The following is a 21,261-nucleotide window of genomic DNA, read 5'->3' as shown; positions in this document are numbered from 1 at the left end:
ATAAAGTGAAACTTCCATAAGCGGCGGTTTTTTACAGCCTGATTAACCCGGATAAAAGCCCGGCAACCTTTTGATTGCCGGGTTCTAAGTATTAATACTTTCTTAGAAAACACGGTTTGGTTATAAACCACTCTTGACTGATAATTCGGTGACACTCAGTAAAGATTTTCTCTATTACTTGTGTCGAGTTAGCTAATACACGAACCGTAAATCCTGGTACAGATAATAAAGATAGTCCAATTTTATATCGATCTGTATTCCTATTAATAGCCTGATATAACCGATCAAGGAGGTCAGGGCTTGTTTGTTCGCCAACCACAATCATGGAACCTAAATGCGAAAACCCTTCCATGAAGCCAATCTTCTCTATATTTTGGGCAGCAGGATTCAATTGTATATGATCATAGGCCACAAGCTCATCGTCCATATAAATTTCATTGATGAATTGAAGCCGATTATAACTGAAACGACCTCCATCCGGAGACCACCCCGGGGTTAAAATGTCGGAATAAAGGAAAGTCGCCCCTTTCTCCATGCGAATGACATTTTTTTGTTTATAGCGCGCGTCCTGATACATAATTAGCGGATCCGGAATATATTCGAGATAACATCCAGACTTTAGAAAGATCTCTGTTTCCTGGTAAGCATGAGTGTTAGGTGTCTTATAAACCTTTGTTGCGGATTGTGTCGTTATGGTTAGCCTCGCTTGCTTCTCGAGCGTAATTTTTATTTTATAGCGATCTCCGTCTAAATAGCCTCCACCGGGGTTCAATATATAATAACAAGCTTGTCCAGAGTCGTCATGATAAACCGGACGCATCACTTTCAATGCGCCCTGAAAATATACATTTTTCGCTACAGTCTTTCCATTCCGATCTTCGACATCTAGACACAAAACTCCAGTCCAGTCTTCCATTATTCCAACCCTTTTAATAATGCATTCTTCATAAGCCAGTTAATGACCTGATCAAGCCCCGTGTTATCTTTTAAATTGGTGAAAACAAACGGTTTATTTCCGCGAAAAACCTTCGTATCAGACTCCATCACTTCGAGGCTTGCGCCAACGAAAGGAGCTAAATCCGTTTTATTAATGATGAATAAATCTGATTTAATCATCCCTTGGCCGCCTTTACGCGGAATTTTTTCGCCTTGAGCTACATCAATAATATAGATGGAGAAATCCACAAGCTCTGGGCTGAAAGTCGCCGCAAGATTATCGCCTCCACTTTCCACAAAAATGAGCTCTACGTCCGGATGCTTCTCTTTTAATTCATCGATAGCCGCAAAATTCATGGAGGCGTCTTCACGAATAGCTGTGTGTGGACATCCTCCTGTTTCAACCCCAATAATACGGTCTGCCGGTAGGACTCCATTTTGCATTAAAAATTTGGCATCTTCTTTTGTATAAATATCATTCGTCACAACAGCCATGCTGACTTCACCTTCTAAATGACGGGTTAGCCTTTCAACCAACATCGTTTTTCCGGCTCCAACAGGTCCGCCTACTCCAATTTTAATCGGTTCCATATAAAAACACTTCCTTCTATATTAAGACATGAAAATACGAATATTCACACGCTCATGTTTCATTTGAGATAACTCTAAACCTGGTGAAATGATTCCAAAATCCTCTTTATCCAAAGTTTGAATTTTTTCTGTTGCCTCTATTAAAGCACTTTGAAACTCATGAATCGTCTTCTGTCCCGCGGTTTGTCCTAACGGAATCGCCCGAACGGCATTTTGAACAAGACTTGAAATAGTAGAATACAAATAATAGAGGGTGGTAGTTGATTTCGGAACACCAAGATGGTGCCCTATCATCGTAAAAGCAATAGCTGGATGTCCAAAGGAGTGCTTCTCCTTAATCCGTTTTTGATATTGCGAGTGAACAGGAAACTCATATAAAGATCCCACAAGGTTTACCATGCGTTCTCCCATTCTTTTGGTACCTTCTCTCGTTTCACGCGGCAAATTTTGAACCGTCAGCATTCGATCGACCTTCCACACCGTTTGTACATCCTCATTTTCCAAGGCATCATAGACAAGACGCGTTGCCAGCCCATCTGAATAGACGAGCTGTTCATTTAAATATACATGAAGCCACTTGGAAAACGATGCTTGATCATACACTTGATCTTCTTGAATATACGTCTCTAGACCAAACGAATGACTAAAAGCACCAGTTGGAAAATTCGAATCACATAGTTGGAATAAAGAAAGAATATTAGGATTCATGGCTATGTCCAATATGGCGAAAAGCCTGTTTTACTTTCCGATCTTCACGTGTAAAAGGAATTTGAAGCTCTTGCAGCAATCCTTCAACAAGATAATCATACTGAACGAGCATATTGTTCTCTTCAAATTGAGCTGGAAGGTGACGATTCCCCAATTGGTGGGCAATCGTTCCCATTTCCTTTAAACTTCGCGGGCTAATGACCAATAGATCATCGGAAAGGACATCTACGACAATCATATTTTTGTCATCCATATATAAAACATCGCCCGCCTTAAGGTCACGCAGTTCTTTTAAGCGAATGCCAATTTCGTGGCCGTGGTCGGTGGTCACTCTTTGAATCCGTTTCACTAAATTAGCACTTTCCAGGTACACCTTTTCCATATGGCGTTTCGCAATTTCTTCTCTGTCCATTGCTTCGATATTTGTAACAATTTTTTCAATGATCAATAGTTTCACCTCAAAATAAGACTCAAAATAAGAAATAGCGTTGTCCCATCGGTACTATATCCACAGGTTCACAAGTAATGAGTTCCCCGTTTACTTTTACCTCATACGTTTGTGGATCAACCGTAATCTCAGGCGTTTCGGAATTAAGCTTCATATCTTTTTTCGTTAAGTTTCGAATACCATGAACTGGAAGAACCGTTTTTTCCAAGCCTAATTTTTCATGCACTTTATCATCAAAAGCGACTTGAGAAACAAAGGTAATTGAGCTCTTAGACATGGCTTTTCCATAAGATCCATACATTGGACGATAAATAACTGGCTGTGGTGTCGGAATGGACGCATTAGCATCACCCATTAAGCTTTCTACAACAAAGCCATTTTTAAGAATCATTTCAGGCTTCACGCCGAAAAATGCCGGTGACCAAATGACAAGGTCCGCCATTTTTCCGACTTCAATCGAACCGACATATCCAGAAATACCATGAGTGATCGCGGGGTTAATCGTATATTTAGCTACATAACGCTTCGCGCGATTATTATCAGAAAGCTCGCTGTCACCTTCCAACGCTCCTCGCTGTTTTTTCATTTTATCTGCTGTTTGCCATGTACGTAAAATAACCTCGCCAATTCGTCCCATTGCTTGTGCATCTGAGCTAACCATACTGAATACACCCATATCTTGAAGAATATCTTCAGCCGCAATCGTTTCGCGTCTAATCCGTGAATCAGCAAAGGCAAGGTCTTCAGGAATAGATGGGTTTAAATGGTGACACACCATTAACATATCCAAATGCTCGTCGATCGTATTAATTGTATATGGCAAAGTCGGGTTTGTAGATGATGGAAGAACATTCATAAAGCTCGCTGATTTAATTAAATCAGGAGCATGTCCGCCCCCTGCCCCTTCCGTATGGTACATATGAATAACTCGGTCTTTAATCGCCGCTAGCGTGTTTTCCAAAAATCCGCCTTCATTCAACGTGTCTGCATGAAGGGCAACTTGTACGTCATATTGGTCCGCTACTCGGAGAGCGTGGTCGATAGCAGAGGCTGTAGCTCCCCAGTCTTCATGCACTTTTAATCCAATTGCGCCTGCACGTACTTGCTCAGCTAACGCCTCTTCGTTCGCAGCTTGTCCTTTTCCAGTGAAGCCTACGTTAATTGGAAATCCTTCCGCTGCTTGCAGCATTCTATGAATATTCCATTCACCTGGCGTAACAGTTGTGGCTTTTGATCCTGCAGCAGGACCCGTGCCTCCTCCAATTAAAGTTGTAAGACCGGAAGCCAATGCAGTTTCAACCTGTGCTGGATTAATAAAATGTACATGGGAGTCGATTCCACCAGCTGTGACGATCATCCCTTCCCCAGCAATAATTTCTGTAGAAGCACCAATTACAATATCCACATTATCCATTACTAAAGGATTTCCGGCTTTTCCGATTCCAGCAATTTTTCCGTCACGGATTGCAATATCCGCTTTATAAATTCCGGTATAGTCTAGAATAACAGCATTTGTAATGACCACATCCGGAACTCCATCTTCGCGAGTTGCAAGAGGATGTTGCCCCATCCCGTCACGGATTACTTTTCCGCCGCCAAAAACGACTTCTTCACCGTATGTAGTATAATCTTTCTCAATTTGGATAACTAAATCTGTATCCGCTAAACGAATGGAATCTCCTGTCGTTGGACCATACATCTCGGCATATTGCTTTCTTGACATTTTAAAACTCATTGATTTCCCCCTCTTTCCACGGATCCATCTGTTTTATTATTTAATCCATACACACGACGTTCTCCACCAAAATCAATCAATTCTATTTCTTTTTCATCTCCAGGCTCAAAACGAACGGCAGCACCCGCAGGAACATTTAACCGTTTCCCAAACGCTTCTTCGCGATTGAATTGAAGTGCTTCATTGATTTCATAAAAGTGGAAATGAGAGCCAATTTGAACAGGCCGATCTCCTGTATTAATTACCGACAGCTTTGTGACTTTTTTCCCGGCATTACAAATAATTTCTTCTTCTTTTAAAAATAGTTGCCCTGGTATCATTTGAGCATGCCTCCTTGTCGATTGTTATCTGATTGGATTATGAACCGTTACTAGTTTCGTTCCATCAGGAAAAGTAGCTTCTACTTGAATATCGTGGATCATCTCTGGAATACCTTCCATAACATCTTCGCGCGACAAAATCATTGCACCATATTCCATCAATTGTGCAACTGTTCTTCCATCCCTTGCCCCTTCTAACACTTCATAGGTGATAAGTGCTACGGCTTCTGGATGGTTTAATTTTAATCCTCTTTCTTTTCGTCGCTTAGCAAGATCAGCTGCCACTACAATCATGAGCTTATCTATCTCACGCGGTAATAATTGCATCGTAAAGCCTCCTCATTTTTCAAATGACTAAGTATGGTGAAAATTCCATCAATTTTTGAGACCTTTCTTCCAAACCCATTGATGATTAGTTGAACCAATTGGGAAGTATGAACTGTTTATCCCCCACCAAATGCTTGCCTGACTCCTCAAAGATATAAGGTAGACATTACACCCTGTTATCTGAGATAAACGGAAATTCCCCTCTTTATAGGGCCTGCTTTTTTACTAATGGAGAATCAAATATTCATCAATAACGTTACCTGAATTATCTGCAATCAAATGATCATGTATCATTTCACGATAAAAAACACCATTAAGTCCCATACAGAATATCACTATTTTAGAAAAACAATGATGTTGGAATTAACCTTATTTTTTATTTTCTGACAAAAAAATTCAGAATTTACAATAAAATGAAGGATTGATTCCCCATAAATATTAATATATCATAATATACATATATATCAAATTATATATGTATATTATGATATATTAATTGTTAAATGAATGGACTTTGTAAGGAGGAAATTTAAGAAAAGCTAAAGGATTATATTCAAAGGAGGGAGAACTCTTTCCGGAAACATAGGACTTGCAAAAATCCCCTATAAAAAAGGTAAACTCGGAAAAATGATTATCTTACATTTTTCGTTTAGGTTTTTACATTGCCCTTCTGCTGAACTTAAACTCTTGATTCATGATTAACAAGTTATGTGTCAGAGGATATTTTTTAAAACTGTAGAAAATGAAATGATTGTATCTGAACCTATTTTTTTAAATATCTTAATTGAGGGGTTAGTATTATGCAAAAAGACAAACGTACTTCATTGACCGATGGAATGTTTCTTTCTTTAATGAAGTCATCACTGAAAGGAATCTCTCAAGTCATATTGATTGAGAATGCTGTTACTGGTTTCATTATTCTAATGGCGATCACGATTTACTCTTATCCTTTAGGGATTATTACTCTATCTTCCGCTATCATAGGAACGCTAATCGGAAAACTGGGAGGTGCTAATGAAAACAGTGTGAATTCAGGTTTATACGGATATAACTCCGTGCTAACAGGCATTGCACTAACATTGTTTTTAACTGGACCCTCTCAGTGGTTTATCGCTTTAGTTGGAGCTGCTTTAGCCGCAATCTTTTCCGCAGCAATGATGCATTTCATGAGAAACACAGGGATTCCCATCCTTACATTCCCTTTCATCATTCTGACATGGTTTATGTTGCTTGTATCTTACAAGTTAAAGGCTTTCCAGTTAAGTCCGGGACTAGTTCCTCAAGACTTATCACACTGGACCTTAAACATCTCTGGAAAGGTTAATTGGTTGGAAGGGAGTTTTAATGGGATAGGGCAAATTTTTTTTCTAGATAGTACCTTAGCTGGCATTCTGTTATTTATTGGCGTATTTTGGGCCGGATGGAAATATGGTCTTTTTTCCATTTTAGGTAATGCTTTTGCATTACTCATATCATTCGTACTTGGAGGGGAACACTCGTTAATTATCATGGGTCTTTATGGCTACAATGCGATTTTAACCAGCATTGCCGTATCTATAGTTTTTAAAGAGGACCATAATCGATTTGCGCCTATATCAGGAATCATCGCAGCTTGTGTGACAGTACCCTTATCGGCAAGTGTTGCTACCTGGCTTTTACCCTATGGACTTCCAGCCCTGACAATGCCTTTCGTTCTTAGTACCTGGCTTTTCCTAGGCGCGAGAAAAGTCCTTCCTAGGTTGTAACTAATTTGACTTTTGAGAATGGAGCATGAGGGGGCATTACTTCCAAAGATCGCTACCTTTGCAAAATTAAGTAACCATCTGGAAATCTTAAGTGATTCTCATGCGATATGGCTTGACCAATAAAGAAAATAAAAATCGCTCCTATAGTTATTTTGTTGTGATGGCTTACTTTTAAGGCGATTCTATTATTTTTGATTAGCTTTTACCGCAACGATTATTCCTACTCGAAGGCATGTTATTTATATCTTTATTCTCTAATACAAATATCATAAATTGTTCCATTCACTATGGTGCAAAGATTGCATATACTTGAAAGTGGTAAATAGATTCCTAATGGATTCTGCAGACTGTAGACAAACTCGATAAATAATTGAGTTTGTCTACAGTTTTTTTGAGGATTTGTAAAATTTACACGTTGATTGGAACGTAGGGCACTCGCTTTCCGCGGGCGGTCCGAGGGCCTCCTCGGCGCCCTTTGCGCCTGTGAGGTCTCCCTTGGACGCTATTCATTAAGGTGGAAGGATTTGTATGCTAAAGAAGATTTACATTGTCAGACATTGCGAATCAGAGGGGCAACCTTCGGAATCACAATTAACCGAAAAAGGTTCGAAACAAGCGAAATATTTAGTTGATTTCTTCAGTAATGCAAAAATTGACCGAATAATATCAAGTCCGTTTTTGCGTGCTATCCAATCAGTAGAACCATTAAGTGAGAAAACAGATTTTAATATAGAGATTGATGAACGGCTCTCAGAACTCACACTAAGAACAACAGGCTTACCTGATTGGTATGAAAAACTAAAAGCAACATTTAATGATATGGAATTAAAATTTGAAGGAGGAGAGTCAAGTCAAGAAGTGATGAATTGAATCGTAAATGCTGGAGAAGAAGTCTTAAAAGTTGGAGTGAAAACACAGTAATCGTCAGTTATGAAAATATAATATCCTTACTTTTATGGAATTATAATAGTGATTTTGATTTCGAGTGTTGGAAAAACCTTGGTATTCCTGATTTTTCCAAATAAACTGTATTAATAATGAAATGATTTTGTTTTTCTTTATGTCCATTTATATCGTAGATGTCTAACTTATATGAAGGAGGGGTTAAGTACGGGAGAACCATTTTACAATCGTTAATTATATATACCTCTTTTTGCTATTTTTTCACCCCTGAGCACCTTTTTTTCAATATTTGCTGAATAAAATAAAATCCTCGCCAAACCTTCTAAACATGCCAAATAACTCTATACCTCAAAACCTTCTTTTATCAGGAACTTTATCAATTCCAGTTTATTCGTAGCCTCAATCTTTCCAAAAATATTATTAAAGTGTTTTTTAACAGTATGATTACTAATCCCTAACCTTTCACTGATTTTGAGATTATTGTTTTCTTTTAATACTAATTTGATAATTTCAATTTCTCGATCTGTAAGTTGATATAAATTCATCAATCTTTTTTCAGGTTCTGAAATATAGTTTTTTTTCTGCTCATTGTAATTTCTGAGTAAGAGTGCTTTTACATATGGTTCAATAATATTTAGTACGAATAGATCCTTTTCAGTGAAATTCTCCTGTTGTTTTTTAGACAAAAAGATGCAGCCTAGGCATAGACCTTATGATTAATTACTATATTTACTATGTTTGTTAATTCATATGGTTTTAAAAATTCAGTATAGAATGGAAGCTTTATTAGTATTTCTCGATTGATTAGGTCAGTATCACGAGCAATCAGTGATTCTTTATTGTATACAGTCCAATATAGGTAATCCATTTTTTGATAACTTTTAAAATGTTTGTCAAAACTTCGTCCGAGTTCCTGTCTAAAATAGCTAACTTGGACACACTCCTCGTATGTAATAAATTCATCTTTTTCAATCACGCTTAAATTAAAAAATCCCCTATCAAAATCAATAAACTGTTTGAGACTAATTAATAATTCACGTTTCATATTTTTATTGATGTTCATTCTAGAGATTTGTAATGTAAATCCATTTATTTTTTCCCACTCTTGGCTTGTTAGCATAAGAAATCCACCACCTTGTTACGAAGCGGGACCACTTGTTGCCACCCATCCGATTAGTTACAAGGGCAATGTTCGGCATTCGGGGAAACCGAATTTTCAATGGAGCTGTTTATTGGGCGTGCACTATTTTCTATTTAGTATTAAACTTGGCAGTTGGATCGCTTGCTGGCTTCGCCCTGGCGAAGCAGTTCGGCTTGTCTTTGTCTCTCGAAGTCAAGGTGACGATTTTTGCTATTCTTGCTGTTTCCACCTTAGCGATCTGCATCTATGGGCAAGCACTGATCATGCGAATAAGTCCGATATTTACCGCTGCACTCGCCATTTGCATTGGGCTCTTGGGCGTATTTGTTTTGAAAAATGCAGACTTTAGTTACGTTCCCTCACATCCGCCACAGGGGGGAGAGCTTTTCAAAGCGGTCAGCATTGGGTTCACGATCATCGCCGCTTGTCCAATGTCTTGGCCCATTGGCGCTGACTATGCACGTTATCTGCCGACTGATACTCCTCGCCTTGGTATAATTGGATGGATCTTCGCTGGTGGATTCTTACCCACTGTACTAATTGCAGTCATAGGGTCAATTGCAGCAACCAAGATAGATATGAGTGATCCTCAGACTTCTATCGCATCGATTGTTCCATCTTGGTTCTATCCTCTGTTTCTGCTTGTGATCGTTATTGGGTCAATTTACGTTGGTGTTCTGTCTCTTTACTCTGGCAGTCTCTACCTTCAAGGTATGGGTGTCCGGTTTAACAGAATTAGATGCGTGTTCATCAACGGCACATTAGCAGTTGGGATTGCCATTTACGTGCTACTGTATTCCAGCTTGATCACAACGCTAAATAATATTCTTCAGTTTAGTGTCATTTTGCTTGGTCCGCTATTGGCAATTTACGCGACAGATATTATATTACGTCAAAATCATTATGACGGACTCGAATTGCACGACGAAACTCCTTCCAGTCAGTATTGGTACTACCGAGGCTTTAACTTAGCAGGTGTAGGAGCTTACCTTATTGCTGTTATTTTTGCGTTTTTGTGTATGAACACGGTGGTATGGAAAGGAGCGATTTCAAACGCTCTTGAAGGCGTAGATCTGTCTGGTTTGGTTGGTCCTGTTGTCGCGTCTATCGCCTATCTTTTACTGTGGAAGAAGAGGTCACCTAGTTGAGTCTTTTGAAGTCAGTTCCTAGGTAAGAAGCTCCTACTTCGTGTTCATATACACAAAGTGGAGCTTTTATTTCTTCTATTAATTTTTTATGATACTTCATCAGTGGTTTTCGTCTCCTTAATACCTACCTGACAGAACCTTGTTCTGCCTCTTCCCTAACGCCCAATACCCTAGCTTTTGACTATAGCACCTTAGGGTGGTTTGCAATCTCTACCTATATAGCGATTACGAGAGGCCTTCTCTCATCTTAAGTGCAGCATAGCATTCTAGATGCTTTTCAAGCACACTTTGTTTGTTTTCGTGGCACACAATCATCTGCAGATCTTACTATGTAAGCTTGTCCCTTGCACTGTTTCCTAACCTTCTTCTCAAATCATTGTTCTTTTAACAAATCAAAATTATAGTTTTAGGACCTTCTTCCATACCTCAAAGTAAACTTTTAATATCGTAAAACTTCCCATTTTTCAACTCTTCCACTTCGAGTAGCTCCAAAAGTTTTTCCGCTACGAATTCTGGGCTTCTTAAAGTGCCTTTTTCTTTATAGTCATGAAATTTTGCCCTGTCGGAGAAGTCCTGTTCATTTGCTGAACGGATTGTTTCTTGCATCCCTGTGTCCATTACACCTGGTGAAAAAGATATGAGGGTCATAGGGCAAGGCGCCTTATCCTGTTCCAATCCTGCAACACGGGTGAACATTTCAAGCCCCGCCTTTGTACTACAGTAGGCAGCCCAGCCATGATAGGGATTTTTCGCTGCTCCTGAAGAAATGTTGACCAAAACTTTCTTTCGGTCCCAATCCTTTGTTTGTTTAACGAATGCATCTGCCAATACTATTGGTGCCATAAAATTCACTCGCATGCTGATTTCCAAACTTTCCTGACCCAGACTTCCTACCGGCTTTATCGGTTCAATTACACCAGCATTATTAACAAAGTAAATCTCGCTTTTTTCATCGACCTCTTCAAGAATCTTATTGACTAATGAGGCAAGCTGCTCACTTTCATTTAAATCAACGGAAAAAAAAGTAAGTTTTGTTCCGAATTGAGCAGCTATTTCCACCATTTCAGGATGAGCTGTACGGGATAATAAAATACAATGGTCACTCTTCTGCAAGCATTGCTTAGCAATAGCTGCACCTAATCCTCTCGAAGCCCCTGTGATTATAAAAGTCTTCATCACAAATCCTCCCTTTTTATTGATAATAATTTATTGTACCCAAAGAATCAGCCCGTATAGTGTTTGGCTGCTCCATATAGGAATTATAAAATGGGTGATAACAGTCTCGCTATGGACTCTTTAAAACGAATCCACTTTGAACGCTTTTCAAACTCTTCAATTGTTAGTTGTCTACAGACTTCTACATCATTATAAAAATTTTTCGTCAGCGTTTCGGCCATTCCTTCATCATAAATAAAGGCATTGACTTCAAAATTCAATTTAAAACTCCGGACATCAATATTAGCAGTACCGACCGAAGATACCTCTTCATCCACAACAATCATTTTCGCATGTATAAAACCGTTATCATAGATGTACACCTTTGCCCCTGCTCTTAATAACTGCCCTGCATTAAAGGTTGTTGCCCAATAAACGAAAAGATGGTCAGGTTTATTTGGTATCATGATTTTCACATCCAGCCCTGACAAACTGGCAATCCGAAGTGCATCCAATAAACTAGCATCTGGGATAAAGTAGGGTGTTTGAATAAGAATCGATTTCTTTGCTGAAGAAATTAATTTAATATAGCCATTTTTAATTTGTTCCCATTCAGAATCAGGACCACTTGTTACAATTTGCAAATCAATATTGCCTTGAGGCTTTAAATTAGGAAAATAATGTGGCTGATAAATAATATCATGATTCTTTGAAGCCTGATTCCAATCAAGAATAAAACGAGTTTGAATGGCTTTGACGGCAGATCCCTTTATTCTAAGATGTGTATCTCGCCAATAACCGAATTTTGGATTAAGACCCAAATATTCATCTCCGACATTAAAGCCGCCAACATACCCTACTTTTCCATCTATGATGACTAGCTTTCGATGATTACGGAAATTCAAACGTAAATTAATAAATTTTAACTTGGATGGAAAAAATGCTTCCACTCGGCCGCCTGCCTGCCTAAAGTCCTTGAAAAAACTTTTTGTCATTTCCCTTGACCCTAATTCATCATAAAGCAGGCGGACTTTGACACCTTCATTTGCTTTTTTTGTCAAAGCCTCAATGAACCGTTTTCCGAGACCGTCTCTTTGAATTATATAATATTGTATATGTATATGGTTTTCTGCCTCTTCGATATCTTTAAAAAGCTGTTCAAACTTCTTTCTTCCATCCGAAAAAATATCGACATGATTATCTTCCGTCAGAACTGCATCATTATTTCGAAGGTGCATATAAATCAAATCACGGTAATTGCTCGAAGAGGTATTTCGAAAAGGAAAGTGATTCGTAGAAAGCTCTTCCATCTGTTTATCAAGGATTTCTTCAATCCCGATTTTTTTCTTATCCTCCCATTGGAATAAGTGAGCGTGCCTCAAGCTTGTTCCAAAAAGAAGATATAAAATAAAACCGACTACAGGTAAAAAATATAACACCAATAACCAAGCCCAGGTCGTGCTCGCTTCTCTTCTTTCAAAAAATATAACAATCGTTGCAAATAGAATATTAAGAATAATAACGAGGCCTAGCAAAACCGTTGTAACATGCGTAATTTCCATAGCATACCCTCACTCAATTTTTATCCCTTTAAGGATAACATGCAAATTCTTTATATCAAAGGATTTGCCTAATAGAAAAAAAAAAACAAAAATTCGCAAAAAATAGGCCCCTTCCTGTAGAGGCCTCAGTTTGTAGACAAAAGAAGTTCTATCTAAATTTTATAACAAAGTTGATTGGAGCGGAAGGTGCGAGACTCCTGCGGGAAAAGCGCGTCTAAGGGAGACCCCGCAGGCGCTAGCCGAGGAGGCTCCCGGACCGCCCGCGGAAAGCGAGTGCCTGGAGAGGAAATCAAAGTTCAAATTGTACAAGCCATAAAAAACTGTAGACAAACTCGATTTTCATCGAGTTTGTCTACAGTCTGAGGCCCCTTCCTGTAGAGGCCTATCTCTATATAAGTATTTTCGAACCAACCCTTAATACATCCATAACTGCCAGGGTGACTTTTAATCTTCTTATACAAACTTTCATTGCAATATACAGGACATTGTATTTAAATCATTTATTTTATCGGCTTTTCACTAATAAATTAACTGCCTCTTTAACTAGTTCTTCAGGGTTCTTTTCACCTGTCTCATTAGCTTCCCGGACACATTCTACAAGATTGGAGCTCACAATCACACCAATTGTTCGGTCGATTGCAGATCGAGTGGCAGATAACTGTGTTACGACATCTCTACAGTCTTTATTTTCTTCCATCATTTTCAAAATCCCTCGTAGCTGTCCTTCAATTCGTTTAACTCTATTTTTCATTTGCTTTTCATATTCCATGTGTGAGGTTGACCTCCTATCCCTTGTAACTTATTATTCTTATCAGGCATACCATCCAACGTTTAGTCCCATATGGAATGAATGTATAAAATAAATCTTATCGCCTTACAATTCATAATACATACCTCTCAGGTATACTTGTCAAGTATTTATATCAAATAACCCTTATTCGATAGGTAAATACTCTATTTTTGTACAAGGAGATTTTGTGCAATAGCCTCTGAAAATTCAACAGTCATTTGGGGAACGTAGGATTTTAACAAAGCATTTACAATCGGTGCTTTAGCTCCTTTAGCTATTATCGCAAGACAACCAGTCATCTTAGTCTGTCCTTTCCCGATCTGTTCAGCAAAAAAGTAACCATATCCATCAAATTTTTCATTTAATCCCCGAAGGTTAAATGTTACCTTATTAGGTTCGTTCCATTCCAATATATCAACTTCAAGTTTAATTTTCTTTTTCATTAAACCCAAATCGCTTTTAAACTCCCATACGAGTGTCTCATCATTTATCATCTCATGACTAATATATCCTGGGACCAGAGGCGCCCATAGATCAATGACACTGACAAACCCCCATACATTTTCAATTGATACGGGTAAGATGATACTATGTAATCCTTCTGACAACTGAGTTCCCCCTTAATCATTTTACTTACATCTTTTTAATGTATTCATTGCAGCATATAGGTTAGACCTGATATTAGAAAAGAGTCCGAAACAAATTTCTCAATATCGCATATTGCGATAGCGACCTTTTTTGAAAATAAGGACTGCAATGACAGAAGATACGTTAAAAAGAAATATAGAAACTAAAATGAAAATGTTGATATTAAACGGTAACTTGCAATACCCAAAGATATAAATGCACTTGCATTCATCGGCTCATTAGGTCAAGTCGGCATAAGACATTAAAGGCCTAATTGCCCTATTTATGGTAGCACTAAGATTACTCGGGAGTAAGGAGTAAGGAATCAACAGTCAGAATACCAGCATTCGACTAAGCAGTACTTTAGTTGATAAAGAACAATGGCGACATCTGAAAAAGATGTCGCCATTTGTTTTATCCAATTGTGATTTCTAAGGACGCTCAAGATCAAATAACTCGCCTAGTTTAGTATACGTATGACCAGCTAACCGGGCTACCGGTTTGAGTCCATTCTGGTCTATTCGACCATTGTGATAGATGTCTTGCTTGATATGGTAGCACACTATTTTCCCTATCAACAAATCACAACCTGGTTTATCTGATGAACCTGCTAATGGTATAGCCCGATCAAGTTTGCATTCAAGGCGTACCTTCGCTTCTCGCAACCCAGGAACCGCAACCTTATTACTAGCCGTCGTCGTGAAATTAGTTAGACTTAATTCACTTTCCTCAGCTGGAAGTTCTGCTGCCGTTTGATTTGCATCTACAACATTGTCTTCATCAGTGATGTGAACAACAAATTCACCGGTTTCAATCGCATTTCGTGCAGTATCTTTTGACACTCCTTTTTTCCTTTGAACAGAAACGGAAATCATTGGAGGATTAGAACTGACTATATTAAAAAAACTAAACGGCGCTATATTGACTACTCCAGTTTCAGATTGTGTGGTAACAAGTGCTACGGGTCTCGGAATAATACTTCCAGTCAAAAATTTATAATTTTCCCGTTCACTTAGACCTTCAGGATTTACTGAAATCATCTTCTCTCCCTCTTTCAATCTTTCAATAAATGTTTTTGAAACCATGAACTAGCTGCTTCAACCTCTGATCGTGTTAACTGATGCCCGTGATTTTCCCAGTGAATGTCAACTGTCGCACCTGCTTGCTGTAGGAGTTGAATAAGTTCACCCGTTTCTTGAGCAGGGCAAATCGGATCGTTTTTCCCTGCGGCAATAAAGACAGGTACTTCGGAAAGTGACGGCAAAGTCATCCCTCGTCTAGGAACCATTGGATGGTGAAGAATCGCCCCTTTTAATGCCCCTTCAAAATGAAACATCAAACTTGCAGCGATATTCGCACCATTAGAATAACCTAATGCTACCACATTTTCACGGTCAAAATCGTACTTTCCGGCTGCTATATCCAAGAAATCATTAAGCTCTTTTGTACGAAAAATCAAATCCTCTTCATCAAAAATCCCCTCAGCCAACCTTCGAAAGAAACGGGGCATACCGTTTTCAAGAACATTTCCGCGCACACTCAATACGGATGAACCTGGTGAAACCATTTCTACTAATGGTAAAAGGTCTGTTTCCGTTCCCCCTGTACCATGCAAAAGCAAAAGTAACGGAGCTCCTGGATTACTTCCTTTTTCAAAAATATGTTTCATTAACATTATATATCCTCCTCAAGAACCCTTGGTACAGCCTGAAGTAACGTTTTTTCCATAATTTCTCGCTTTTCTTCCAACCATGGTGGCAGCATTAATTTACTTCCCATTGTTTCCATCGATTCATCGTGAGCAAATCCGGGTGGATCTGTGGCAACTTCAAAAAGAATGCCGCCTTCTTCACGGAAATAAATGGCATCGAAATATTGACGGTCCGTAAAAGGTGTCACTCCATAGCCAAAGCTTCCGATATGCTCTCTCCAATCCTTATGATCATCAAAATCATTAGCACGCCATGCGAGATGATGTACTGTCCCTACTCCCATTTTTCCAATTGGCATAATAGTTTTTTTGACATCAATCAAATTCCCGATGTCTGAATTGGATTTGAAGCGAATAAAGTCCCCTTCTTCTGCAATTTTCTTAAGGCCCATCACTTCTTCTAATAGTTTCATCGTTTTGTCCGGATTTGCCGTCAATAAAACCGCGCCACCGAATCCTTTGACCGCCTTATCAGCAGGTACACCGCCAAATGACCATTCGCTATTTTTACCCTCTTTACGAGCGACAAGTTCAAGGTGCAAACCATGAGGATCGTTAAATTCGAGATATTCCTCTCCGAAACGGGTGGCTTTCTCGAATTCAATATTAAATTTGGATAAACGTAGTTCCCAGAATTCAATAGATCCTTCTGGAACGACATATGTCGTTATCCCTACTTGTCCAGAACCAATTCTTCCTTTGTATGCATCAGGCCACGGAAAGAAAGTGATGATGGAGCCAGGTGAACCTGATTCATCTCCGAAATATAAATGATAGGTACCTGGATCATCGAAATTCACGGTTTTTTTCACCATTCGCATTCCCAATACCCCTGCATAGAAATCCACATTCTCTTGCGGATTACCTACGATCGCGGTTATATGATGAATTCCTTTTGTCTGCTTTCGCATAGTGTTAACCACCTTTCAATTCAATTAAAATGTAGATTTTGTATTAGTGGTTTTAAATTCGCCTCTATTTCCGCTCTTTTTGATTCTAAAAAGGGTGGCAAGGCCAAAGACTCTCCTAGGTGTTGCTCTTCTTCATCCGTTGCAAAACCGGGTCCGTCTGTTGCTAGTTCAAACAATATACCATTTGGTTCCTTAAAATAGAGGGAACGAAAATAAAAACGATCAATAAACCCAGAGTTAATAAAACTTGATTCATTTAATTTTTCTATCCATTTCCTCAGTTCTTCTTCGTTATCGACACGAAAGGCAACATGGTGTACGCCTCCCCTTCCTAGTCGTTCACGCGGCAAGTCATTCCGCTCTTCAATATGAATTTCTGCACCAGTTCCACCTTTGCCTGTCTCAAAAACGATAATCTTGCTTTGCCCTCTTATAGATGATGAATATGTGCCTGATTTTCTGAACCCTAACACCTCAGTAAGGACTCTTGCAGTCGGTTCAATATTAGGAACAGTAAGCTTAACTGGTCCTAATCCAAGGATGGAAAACTCCTTCGGTACCGGGCTCTTTTCCCATGGCACTCCTCCGTGAACGCCTTTATTATTCTGATCGGAAACCAGTAGCAGTCTCTGCCCTTCTGGATCTTTAAATGCAAGTACCTGTCGTTGAAAACGAGTCTTTACTTCGTCATGCTCAACATTATATTCTACAAACCGTTTTTTCCAATAATCCAGAGCTTTATTATCATTCACTCTTAAAGCAATTTCTGAAATACTATTGTTCCCCTCATGTGTACGGGCAGCCTGAGGAATTTCAAAAAACGTCAGCTCTGTCCCCGGAGAACCTACCCTGTCTCCGTAAAATAAGTGATACACACGAATATTATCCTGATTCACCGTTTTTTTGATTAATCGCAACCCTAACGTTTTCGTATAGAAATCAAAATTCCCACCCGCTCTAGCCGTAATCGCCGAAACGTGATGTAATCCTTTTAATTCCATCCGTACCACCCCTTTCTTTATATATCTCCCCTTATGAGAGATATATTAACCTGTGATTAATACCTCGAATTCGAGGTATCAGCACTAAGAATAATACCTTTAATCCAAATATCTTGATTTAAAGATAAACTAGAGTGATATTTTTGTCAACCATTCATTCCTTTCACTTATAGAAAATACTATGCAAAAAATACAGCCATTTATTTCTGCTTATTATTAGAAAAATTTAATCCAAAATAAATCGGTATTTCTGAAGATAGACGTTCTTATTATGCCATAAGCAAAGAAAGCGTTGTTCCTAATATTAGGATTAAAGAAGTCGTTGATCATGCCATTCAATATTCCCCTTCCGCCTTCAACTCCTAGAGTGCAAGAGAGGTTGTTTTAACCGGTAAAAGGCACTACCAATTATGGGATATTACGAAGAAACCCTGAGAAAAGTCGTTTCAGAAAAAAATTCGGACAAACAGAAGAAAAAATGCAATCATTTAATAATGGATATGGTATGGTTTTATTTTTTGAGGATCAGGCTATTATTAAAGGTCTTCAAGACCGATTTAAATTGTATGCTGAAAACTTCACGAATTGGTCCAACTAATCGTCAGGTATTTTGCAGTTTGTCGTTTGGACAGCCTTAGAAATTGAAGGCTTCGGAGCAAGCCTTCAGCACTATAACCCATTAATTGATGACGAAGTGAGCAAGACATGGAGCATTCCTCAGAATTGGAAGCTGGTTACACAGATGCCATTTGGAAAACCAACTGCCTGCCCTGGTGATAAAGACTTCTCCCCTCTTGAAGATCGAGTAAAATATCACTCAAAACGTAGTAGGGCTGGCTCAACTTCCGAGCCAGCCCTACTATTTTCAACCGATATAATCTGGAATAGTTCCAAAAAGTCTTGTGAATACTACGGGCGCAAACCCTAAATAACCTATAATTGAAATAATTTTAAAATTTTCATATTCATTTACCACGTACATCATACATCCCCCTTCAAAAACTGTTAATTATTTATTGGAGAAGATCGCTTCGGAAGCCATTCCTTAAGGTAAAGTGGGAGTCCACTCACATACTCCTTGGAAGCATGTCCACTTGGTAGGAGAATGTATGTCTTATCCTTACAAGTCAAATGCTTCATAATCGGATTGATCATTTCCTGCGGTACCAAACGGTCATTTTCATTTGCTGATACTAATACACTAGCGTCAATATTGGATAGCCTAGCTTTTTTACCTCTGATTCTTAAACTCCCCTTAACCAAACGATTGTTTATCACAAGATCTTCACCTATCTGTTTTGCAGTCGCTCCAGCTAAAGGCACGTGTCCATTTGTCCACGCATTGAATCGACGCCAATGTTGAACATATTCTTCATCATCAGCCTGATTTAATAAAGACAGATAGGGTGATATATAGATAGGTGATGTGATCAAGCGGATTCCATATTTAACCTCACTAGCTGGGATCGTTTTAAAAATGTCAATCGTCTCGTCAAAATCTGCGGTACCATCTTTTATTGCAGCTTGCCATTGATCAAAAGATTGGGAGGCACTAAAATCTATAGGTGTAACGGAGAGAATTAAATTCTTAACAGGCTCGTCTGCAATAGCCGCATACATAGCAGCTATTGTACCTCCAAGACAAAAACCCATCACAGTTATCTCTGACGCTCCGGAGTGTCGTAATGCGCGCTGGACTCCTTTTTGAATGTAATCGACGATATAATCATCAATCGAGATGTCACCATCTTCATAGCCTGGACTTCCAAAATCAAGCAAATACACTTCAAACCCTTCATTTACAAAAGCTTCTATTAAACTATTACCTGGAGCTAAATCGAGAATTAACGGGGTATTGATGAGTGAATAAATTAGAAAAACCGGCACGTTATATTTTTTTTTTACCGCCGGATAATACCAAAGTGTAGATTTATTTTTTTTCCACACCGAAATTTTTGGTGTTAATCCCATTTCCGGCATAGGCTGATTGGGAATATCCGAAAAATGTTTCCATTTAGAAATCGATTCAGGTTGATTTTTTGGCACTTTACGTTTAGACATTTCTATTCCCCTGTCCAACAAACTTTAAATCTTGTAATTGGTTTATTAAATCTAAAATCCTTTTTCTATTCGCTTCCTTTTTGTTAGATTCCCCTCTTGAGTTCATTTTTTTACTAACTTCCTTTTTGTTAGATTCCTCTCTTGAGTTCATTTTTTTACTACCTAATGAATAAACGACCCCTAAATCACTCAAAGTAGGTTGACTTCTAAGAAACCCATCCCTTTGTGGAATTACAGTGGAAAGTAGCTCTTCTAATTTGTCAATTTTTTCTTCGAGCTGGAGGACTAATTTCGCAATATTGGCTACATCTTTTTTTGTGGGATAATTCATGATAATGGACCTTCTTTCTGAGGCCTCCTGCATCTCTATTATCTCTGGAACCTGCATTTGTGAACTTCTACTAACTGATTCTATTAACTCCCTATTATTTATTAACTCCTGAATTTTACTATTCAACTGTTGCTCTTTTTGTTTGCCGAACACTTTTAGCTCTTTATATAAATCTGATTTTTCTGCCATATATATCGTTCCTCTCTTCTCCAATTATGCTAATGCTGCTATACCTCCGTCAACGATTAAAACATGTCCAACCAAATAATCGGACGCTTTCGAGGCTAAAAAAACGGCGGCTCCTTTTAAATCCTCTTCATTACCAAACCGGCCAGCCGGAGTTTGACCTACGATGTCAAAGTTGGATTCTTCAAGGATTTTTTTTGTGATTTTAGTCGGGAAAAAGCCTGGTGCTATCGCATTGACTTGAATCCCGTGTCTAGCAAGTTTTACCCCTAGATCCTTAGTCATTGTAATCACAGCGCCCTTACTAGTGTTATAAGCAATGGTATCCAATACTTCAGGTATCGAACCGCCAAGACCCGACACCGATGCAATATTAATGATTTTACCGGACTGTTGCTGTAACATGACCTTTGCTACAGCCTGCGAAAACAAGAAGGTACCCGTAACATTTACCTTCAACACTTTCTCCCATTTATCCTCAGGAACATCCAATAGCGGGCCTGACCAGGATGTACCGCTATTATTGACAAGAATATCAATGGCACCGAATTGAGAAACAGTTTCTTTTACAACATGCTCGATTTCACTCTTATTGGTAATATCACATTCAAAGGCGATCGCTTTAATTCCTAATGATTGTAAGTGATCACAAACCTCTTTACATACAGAAAGATTGCGTGAGGCAATAACAATATTAGCTCCAGCCTCTGCCAACGCCAAAGCTATCTGTTTTCCTAGCCCTCTACCGCCTCCGGTAATAATAGCCGTTTTATTCGTTAAATCGAACATATTACTTAATGTTGTCAACTTTTCAGCCCTTCCATTATGAAATATCTATCTTTTGTATAAAGCGATTTATATTATTATAGAAAAGCCTATCCATTATGGTGCTTAAAATAGCCTAATGCCTCTGCCTTTTTGTTT

Annotated in this window: 23 protein-coding genes and 1 pseudogene; 4 read left to right on the top strand and 20 right to left on the bottom strand. The window is 38.7% G+C overall.

The features are described 5' to 3' along the window. Positions 1-91: 91 nt before the first annotated feature. From ACQKMR_RS13930 to ACQKMR_RS13900, 7 genes are read right to left on the bottom strand one after another with little or no spacing between them, the layout of a single operon-like run. Positions 92-916: an urease accessory protein UreD gene (locus ACQKMR_RS13930; RefSeq protein WP_427697825.1), complete on the bottom strand. Its 825-nt coding sequence runs from the start codon at positions 914-916 to the stop codon at positions 92-94. After that, positions 916-1,527 (bottom strand): urease accessory protein UreG, encoded by a 612-nt coding sequence (ureG, locus tag ACQKMR_RS13925; RefSeq protein WP_427697824.1) that lies wholly within the window; start codon positions 1,525-1,527, stop codon positions 916-918. The genes ACQKMR_RS13930 and ureG overlap by 1 nt, the downstream gene beginning before the upstream one ends. 21 nt (positions 1,528-1,548) lie before the next feature. Continuing rightward, positions 1,549-2,235, bottom strand: coding sequence for an urease accessory protein UreF (locus ACQKMR_RS13920; protein ID WP_427697823.1), 687 nt, complete (start codon positions 2,233-2,235; stop codon positions 1,549-1,551). Further along, the gene (ureE, locus tag ACQKMR_RS13915; RefSeq protein WP_427697822.1) at positions 2,225-2,683 is read right to left on the bottom strand and encodes an urease accessory protein UreE; all 459 of its coding nucleotides are present in this window, start codon (positions 2,681-2,683) and stop codon (positions 2,225-2,227) included. The genes ACQKMR_RS13920 and ureE overlap by 11 nt, the downstream gene beginning before the upstream one ends. A 22-nt stretch (positions 2,684-2,705) precedes the next feature. Beyond that, a complete protein-coding gene (gene ureC / locus ACQKMR_RS13910) occupies positions 2,706-4,418 on the bottom strand; it encodes an urease subunit alpha (RefSeq protein ID WP_427697821.1) in 1,713 nt (570 codons plus the stop codon). Then, complete coding sequence (ureB, locus tag ACQKMR_RS13905) at positions 4,415-4,738, bottom strand: urease subunit beta (RefSeq protein ID WP_427697820.1); 324 nt, start codon at positions 4,736-4,738, stop codon at positions 4,415-4,417. The genes ureC and ureB overlap by 4 nt, the downstream gene beginning before the upstream one ends. A 24-nt stretch (positions 4,739-4,762) precedes the next feature. Continuing rightward, the gene (locus ACQKMR_RS13900) at positions 4,763-5,065 is read right to left on the bottom strand and encodes an urease subunit gamma (RefSeq protein ID WP_061465959.1); all 303 of its coding nucleotides are present in this window, start codon (positions 5,063-5,065) and stop codon (positions 4,763-4,765) included. A gap of 800 nt (positions 5,066-5,865) precedes the next feature. On the opposite strand from ACQKMR_RS13900, the gene ACQKMR_RS13895 reads away from it, so the two are divergent. Next, positions 5,866-6,810 carry an urea transporter gene (locus tag ACQKMR_RS13895; protein ID WP_427697819.1) on the top strand — a complete coding sequence of 315 codons (945 nt, stop codon included), beginning with the start codon at positions 5,866-5,868 and terminating at the stop codon, positions 6,808-6,810. Between the two features lie 528 nt (positions 6,811-7,338). After that, positions 7,339-7,680: a histidine phosphatase family protein gene (locus ACQKMR_RS13890; protein ID WP_427697818.1), complete on the top strand. Its 342-nt coding sequence runs from the start codon at positions 7,339-7,341 to the stop codon at positions 7,678-7,680. A gap of 374 nt (positions 7,681-8,054) precedes the next feature. On the opposite strand, the gene ACQKMR_RS13885 is transcribed toward ACQKMR_RS13890, so the two are convergent. After that, entirely contained in the window at positions 8,055-8,399 is a 345-nt protein-coding gene (locus ACQKMR_RS13885) for a response regulator transcription factor (RefSeq protein ID WP_427697817.1), read from the bottom strand. Positions 8,400-8,410: 11 nt separating this feature from the next. Further along, on the bottom strand, positions 8,411-8,833 hold the full coding sequence (locus ACQKMR_RS13880) for a hypothetical protein (protein ID WP_427697816.1): 423 nt from the start codon (positions 8,831-8,833) through the stop codon (positions 8,411-8,413). Between the two features lie 35 nt (positions 8,834-8,868). Between ACQKMR_RS13880 and ACQKMR_RS13875 the strand changes: the two genes are divergently transcribed. Then, positions 8,869-10,002 (top strand): purine-cytosine permease family protein, encoded by a 1,134-nt coding sequence (locus ACQKMR_RS13875; protein WP_427697815.1) that lies wholly within the window; start codon positions 8,869-8,871, stop codon positions 10,000-10,002. Positions 10,003-10,428: 426 nt separating this feature from the next. Here the strand turns inward: ACQKMR_RS13875 and ACQKMR_RS13870 are convergent, their stop codons facing one another. From ACQKMR_RS13870 to ACQKMR_RS13835, 8 genes are all read right to left on the bottom strand, one after another. Next, positions 10,429-11,178, bottom strand: coding sequence for a (S)-benzoin forming benzil reductase (locus ACQKMR_RS13870; protein ID WP_427697814.1), 750 nt, complete (start codon positions 11,176-11,178; stop codon positions 10,429-10,431). A gap of 83 nt (positions 11,179-11,261) precedes the next feature. Beyond that, entirely contained in the window at positions 11,262-12,719 is a 1,458-nt protein-coding gene (gene cls, locus ACQKMR_RS13865) for a cardiolipin synthase (protein WP_427697813.1), read from the bottom strand. A gap of 505 nt (positions 12,720-13,224) precedes the next feature. Further along, positions 13,225-13,488 (bottom strand): metal-sensitive transcriptional regulator, encoded by a 264-nt coding sequence (locus ACQKMR_RS13860; protein ID WP_053346459.1) that lies wholly within the window; start codon positions 13,486-13,488, stop codon positions 13,225-13,227. 185 nt (positions 13,489-13,673) lie between these two features. Next, positions 13,674-14,117 (bottom strand): CoxG family protein, encoded by a 444-nt coding sequence (locus ACQKMR_RS13855; protein WP_427697812.1) that lies wholly within the window; start codon positions 14,115-14,117, stop codon positions 13,674-13,676. A gap of 450 nt (positions 14,118-14,567) precedes the next feature. After that, positions 14,568-15,176: a flavin reductase family protein gene (locus ACQKMR_RS13850; RefSeq protein WP_427697811.1), complete on the bottom strand. Its 609-nt coding sequence runs from the start codon at positions 15,174-15,176 to the stop codon at positions 14,568-14,570. A 14-nt stretch (positions 15,177-15,190) separates the two neighbouring features. Further along, positions 15,191-15,805 (bottom strand): alpha/beta hydrolase, encoded by a 615-nt coding sequence (locus ACQKMR_RS13845; RefSeq protein ID WP_427697866.1) that lies wholly within the window; start codon positions 15,803-15,805, stop codon positions 15,191-15,193. Between the two features lie 5 nt (positions 15,806-15,810). Beyond that, on the bottom strand, positions 15,811-16,758 hold the full coding sequence (locus tag ACQKMR_RS13840; protein WP_427697810.1) for a ring-cleaving dioxygenase: 948 nt from the start codon (positions 16,756-16,758) through the stop codon (positions 15,811-15,813). A gap of 20 nt (positions 16,759-16,778) precedes the next feature. Beyond that, positions 16,779-17,759: a ring-cleaving dioxygenase gene (locus tag ACQKMR_RS13835; protein ID WP_427697809.1), complete on the bottom strand. Its 981-nt coding sequence runs from the start codon at positions 17,757-17,759 to the stop codon at positions 16,779-16,781. A gap of 240 nt (positions 17,760-17,999) precedes the next feature. Between ACQKMR_RS13835 and ACQKMR_RS13830 the strand changes: the two are divergent. Further along, positions 18,000-18,576 (top strand): annotated as a pseudogene (locus tag ACQKMR_RS13830) (nitroreductase family protein); the annotation flags it as partial. Positions 18,577-18,764: 188 nt separating this feature from the next. Here the strand turns inward: ACQKMR_RS13830 and ACQKMR_RS13825 are convergent. The 3 genes from ACQKMR_RS13825 to ACQKMR_RS13815 are packed head-to-tail and all read right to left on the bottom strand — an operon-like array spanning position 18,765 to position 21,126. Next, on the bottom strand, positions 18,765-19,820 hold the full coding sequence (locus tag ACQKMR_RS13825; protein ID WP_427697808.1) for an alpha/beta fold hydrolase: 1,056 nt from the start codon (positions 19,818-19,820) through the stop codon (positions 18,765-18,767). Next, a complete protein-coding gene (locus ACQKMR_RS13820) occupies positions 19,813-20,340 on the bottom strand; it encodes a hypothetical protein (RefSeq protein WP_427697807.1) in 528 nt (175 codons plus the stop codon). Before ACQKMR_RS13820 ends, ACQKMR_RS13825 begins: the two co-directional genes overlap by 8 nt. 24 nt (positions 20,341-20,364) lie before the next feature. Continuing rightward, entirely contained in the window at positions 20,365-21,126 is a 762-nt protein-coding gene (locus ACQKMR_RS13815; protein ID WP_427697865.1) for an SDR family oxidoreductase, read from the bottom strand. Positions 21,127-21,261 lie beyond the last annotated feature (135 nt).

It is taken from the genome of Peribacillus sp. NPDC096540, assembly GCF_050278525.1.
Classification (GTDB): Bacteria; Bacillota; Bacilli; order Bacillales; family DSM-1321; genus Peribacillus.
The sequence above is the reverse complement of the archived record's forward strand: the minus strand, read 5'-3'. Positions and strand labels throughout refer to the sequence as shown.

Excerpts from the sequence above, each read along its gene's own strand:
- ACQKMR_RS13930 (WP_427697825.1), bottom strand. The coding sequence starts at position 916 with ATGGAAGACTGGACTGGAGTTTTGTGTCTAGATGTCGAAGATCGGAAT.
- ureG (WP_427697824.1), bottom strand. The coding sequence starts at position 1,527 with ATGGAACCGATTAAAATTGGAGTAGGCGGACCTGTTGGAGCCGGAAAA.
- ACQKMR_RS13920 (WP_427697823.1), bottom strand. The coding sequence starts at position 2,235 with ATGAATCCTAATATTCTTTCTTTATTCCAACTATGTGATTCGAATTTT.
- ureC (WP_427697821.1), bottom strand. The coding sequence starts at position 4,418 with ATGAGTTTTAAAATGTCAAGAAAGCAATATGCCGAGATGTATGGTCCA.
- ureB (WP_427697820.1), bottom strand. The coding sequence starts at position 4,738 with ATGATACCAGGGCAACTATTTTTAAAAGAAGAAGAAATTATTTGTAAT.
- ACQKMR_RS13900 (WP_061465959.1), bottom strand. The coding sequence starts at position 5,065 with ATGCAATTATTACCGCGTGAGATAGATAAGCTCATGATTGTAGTGGCA.
- ACQKMR_RS13895 (WP_427697819.1), top strand. The coding sequence starts at position 5,866 with ATGCAAAAAGACAAACGTACTTCATTGACCGATGGAATGTTTCTTTCT.
- ACQKMR_RS13890 (WP_427697818.1), top strand. The coding sequence starts at position 7,339 with ATGCTAAAGAAGATTTACATTGTCAGACATTGCGAATCAGAGGGGCAA.
- ACQKMR_RS13880 (WP_427697816.1), bottom strand. The coding sequence starts at position 8,833 with ATGCTAACAAGCCAAGAGTGGGAAAAAATAAATGGATTTACATTACAA.
- ACQKMR_RS13870 (WP_427697814.1), bottom strand. The coding sequence starts at position 11,178 with ATGAAGACTTTTATAATCACAGGGGCTTCGAGAGGATTAGGTGCAGCT.
- cls (WP_427697813.1), bottom strand. The coding sequence starts at position 12,719 with ATGGAAATTACGCATGTTACAACGGTTTTGCTAGGCCTCGTTATTATT.
- ACQKMR_RS13860 (WP_053346459.1), bottom strand. The coding sequence starts at position 13,488 with ATGGAATATGAAAAGCAAATGAAAAATAGAGTTAAACGAATTGAAGGA.
- ACQKMR_RS13850 (WP_427697811.1), bottom strand. The coding sequence starts at position 15,176 with ATGATTTCAGTAAATCCTGAAGGTCTAAGTGAACGGGAAAATTATAAA.
- ACQKMR_RS13845 (WP_427697866.1), bottom strand. The coding sequence starts at position 15,805 with ATGAAACATATTTTTGAAAAAGGAAGTAATCCAGGAGCTCCGTTACTT.
- ACQKMR_RS13840 (WP_427697810.1), bottom strand. The coding sequence starts at position 16,758 with ATGCGAAAGCAGACAAAAGGAATTCATCATATAACCGCGATCGTAGGT.
- ACQKMR_RS13835 (WP_427697809.1), bottom strand. The coding sequence starts at position 17,759 with ATGGAATTAAAAGGATTACATCACGTTTCGGCGATTACGGCTAGAGCG.
- ACQKMR_RS13825 (WP_427697808.1), bottom strand. The coding sequence starts at position 19,820 with ATGTCTAAACGTAAAGTGCCAAAAAATCAACCTGAATCGATTTCTAAA.
- ACQKMR_RS13820 (WP_427697807.1), bottom strand. The coding sequence starts at position 20,340 with ATGGCAGAAAAATCAGATTTATATAAAGAGCTAAAAGTGTTCGGCAAA.
- ACQKMR_RS13815 (WP_427697865.1), bottom strand. The coding sequence starts at position 21,126 with ATGTTCGATTTAACGAATAAAACGGCTATTATTACCGGAGGCGGTAGA.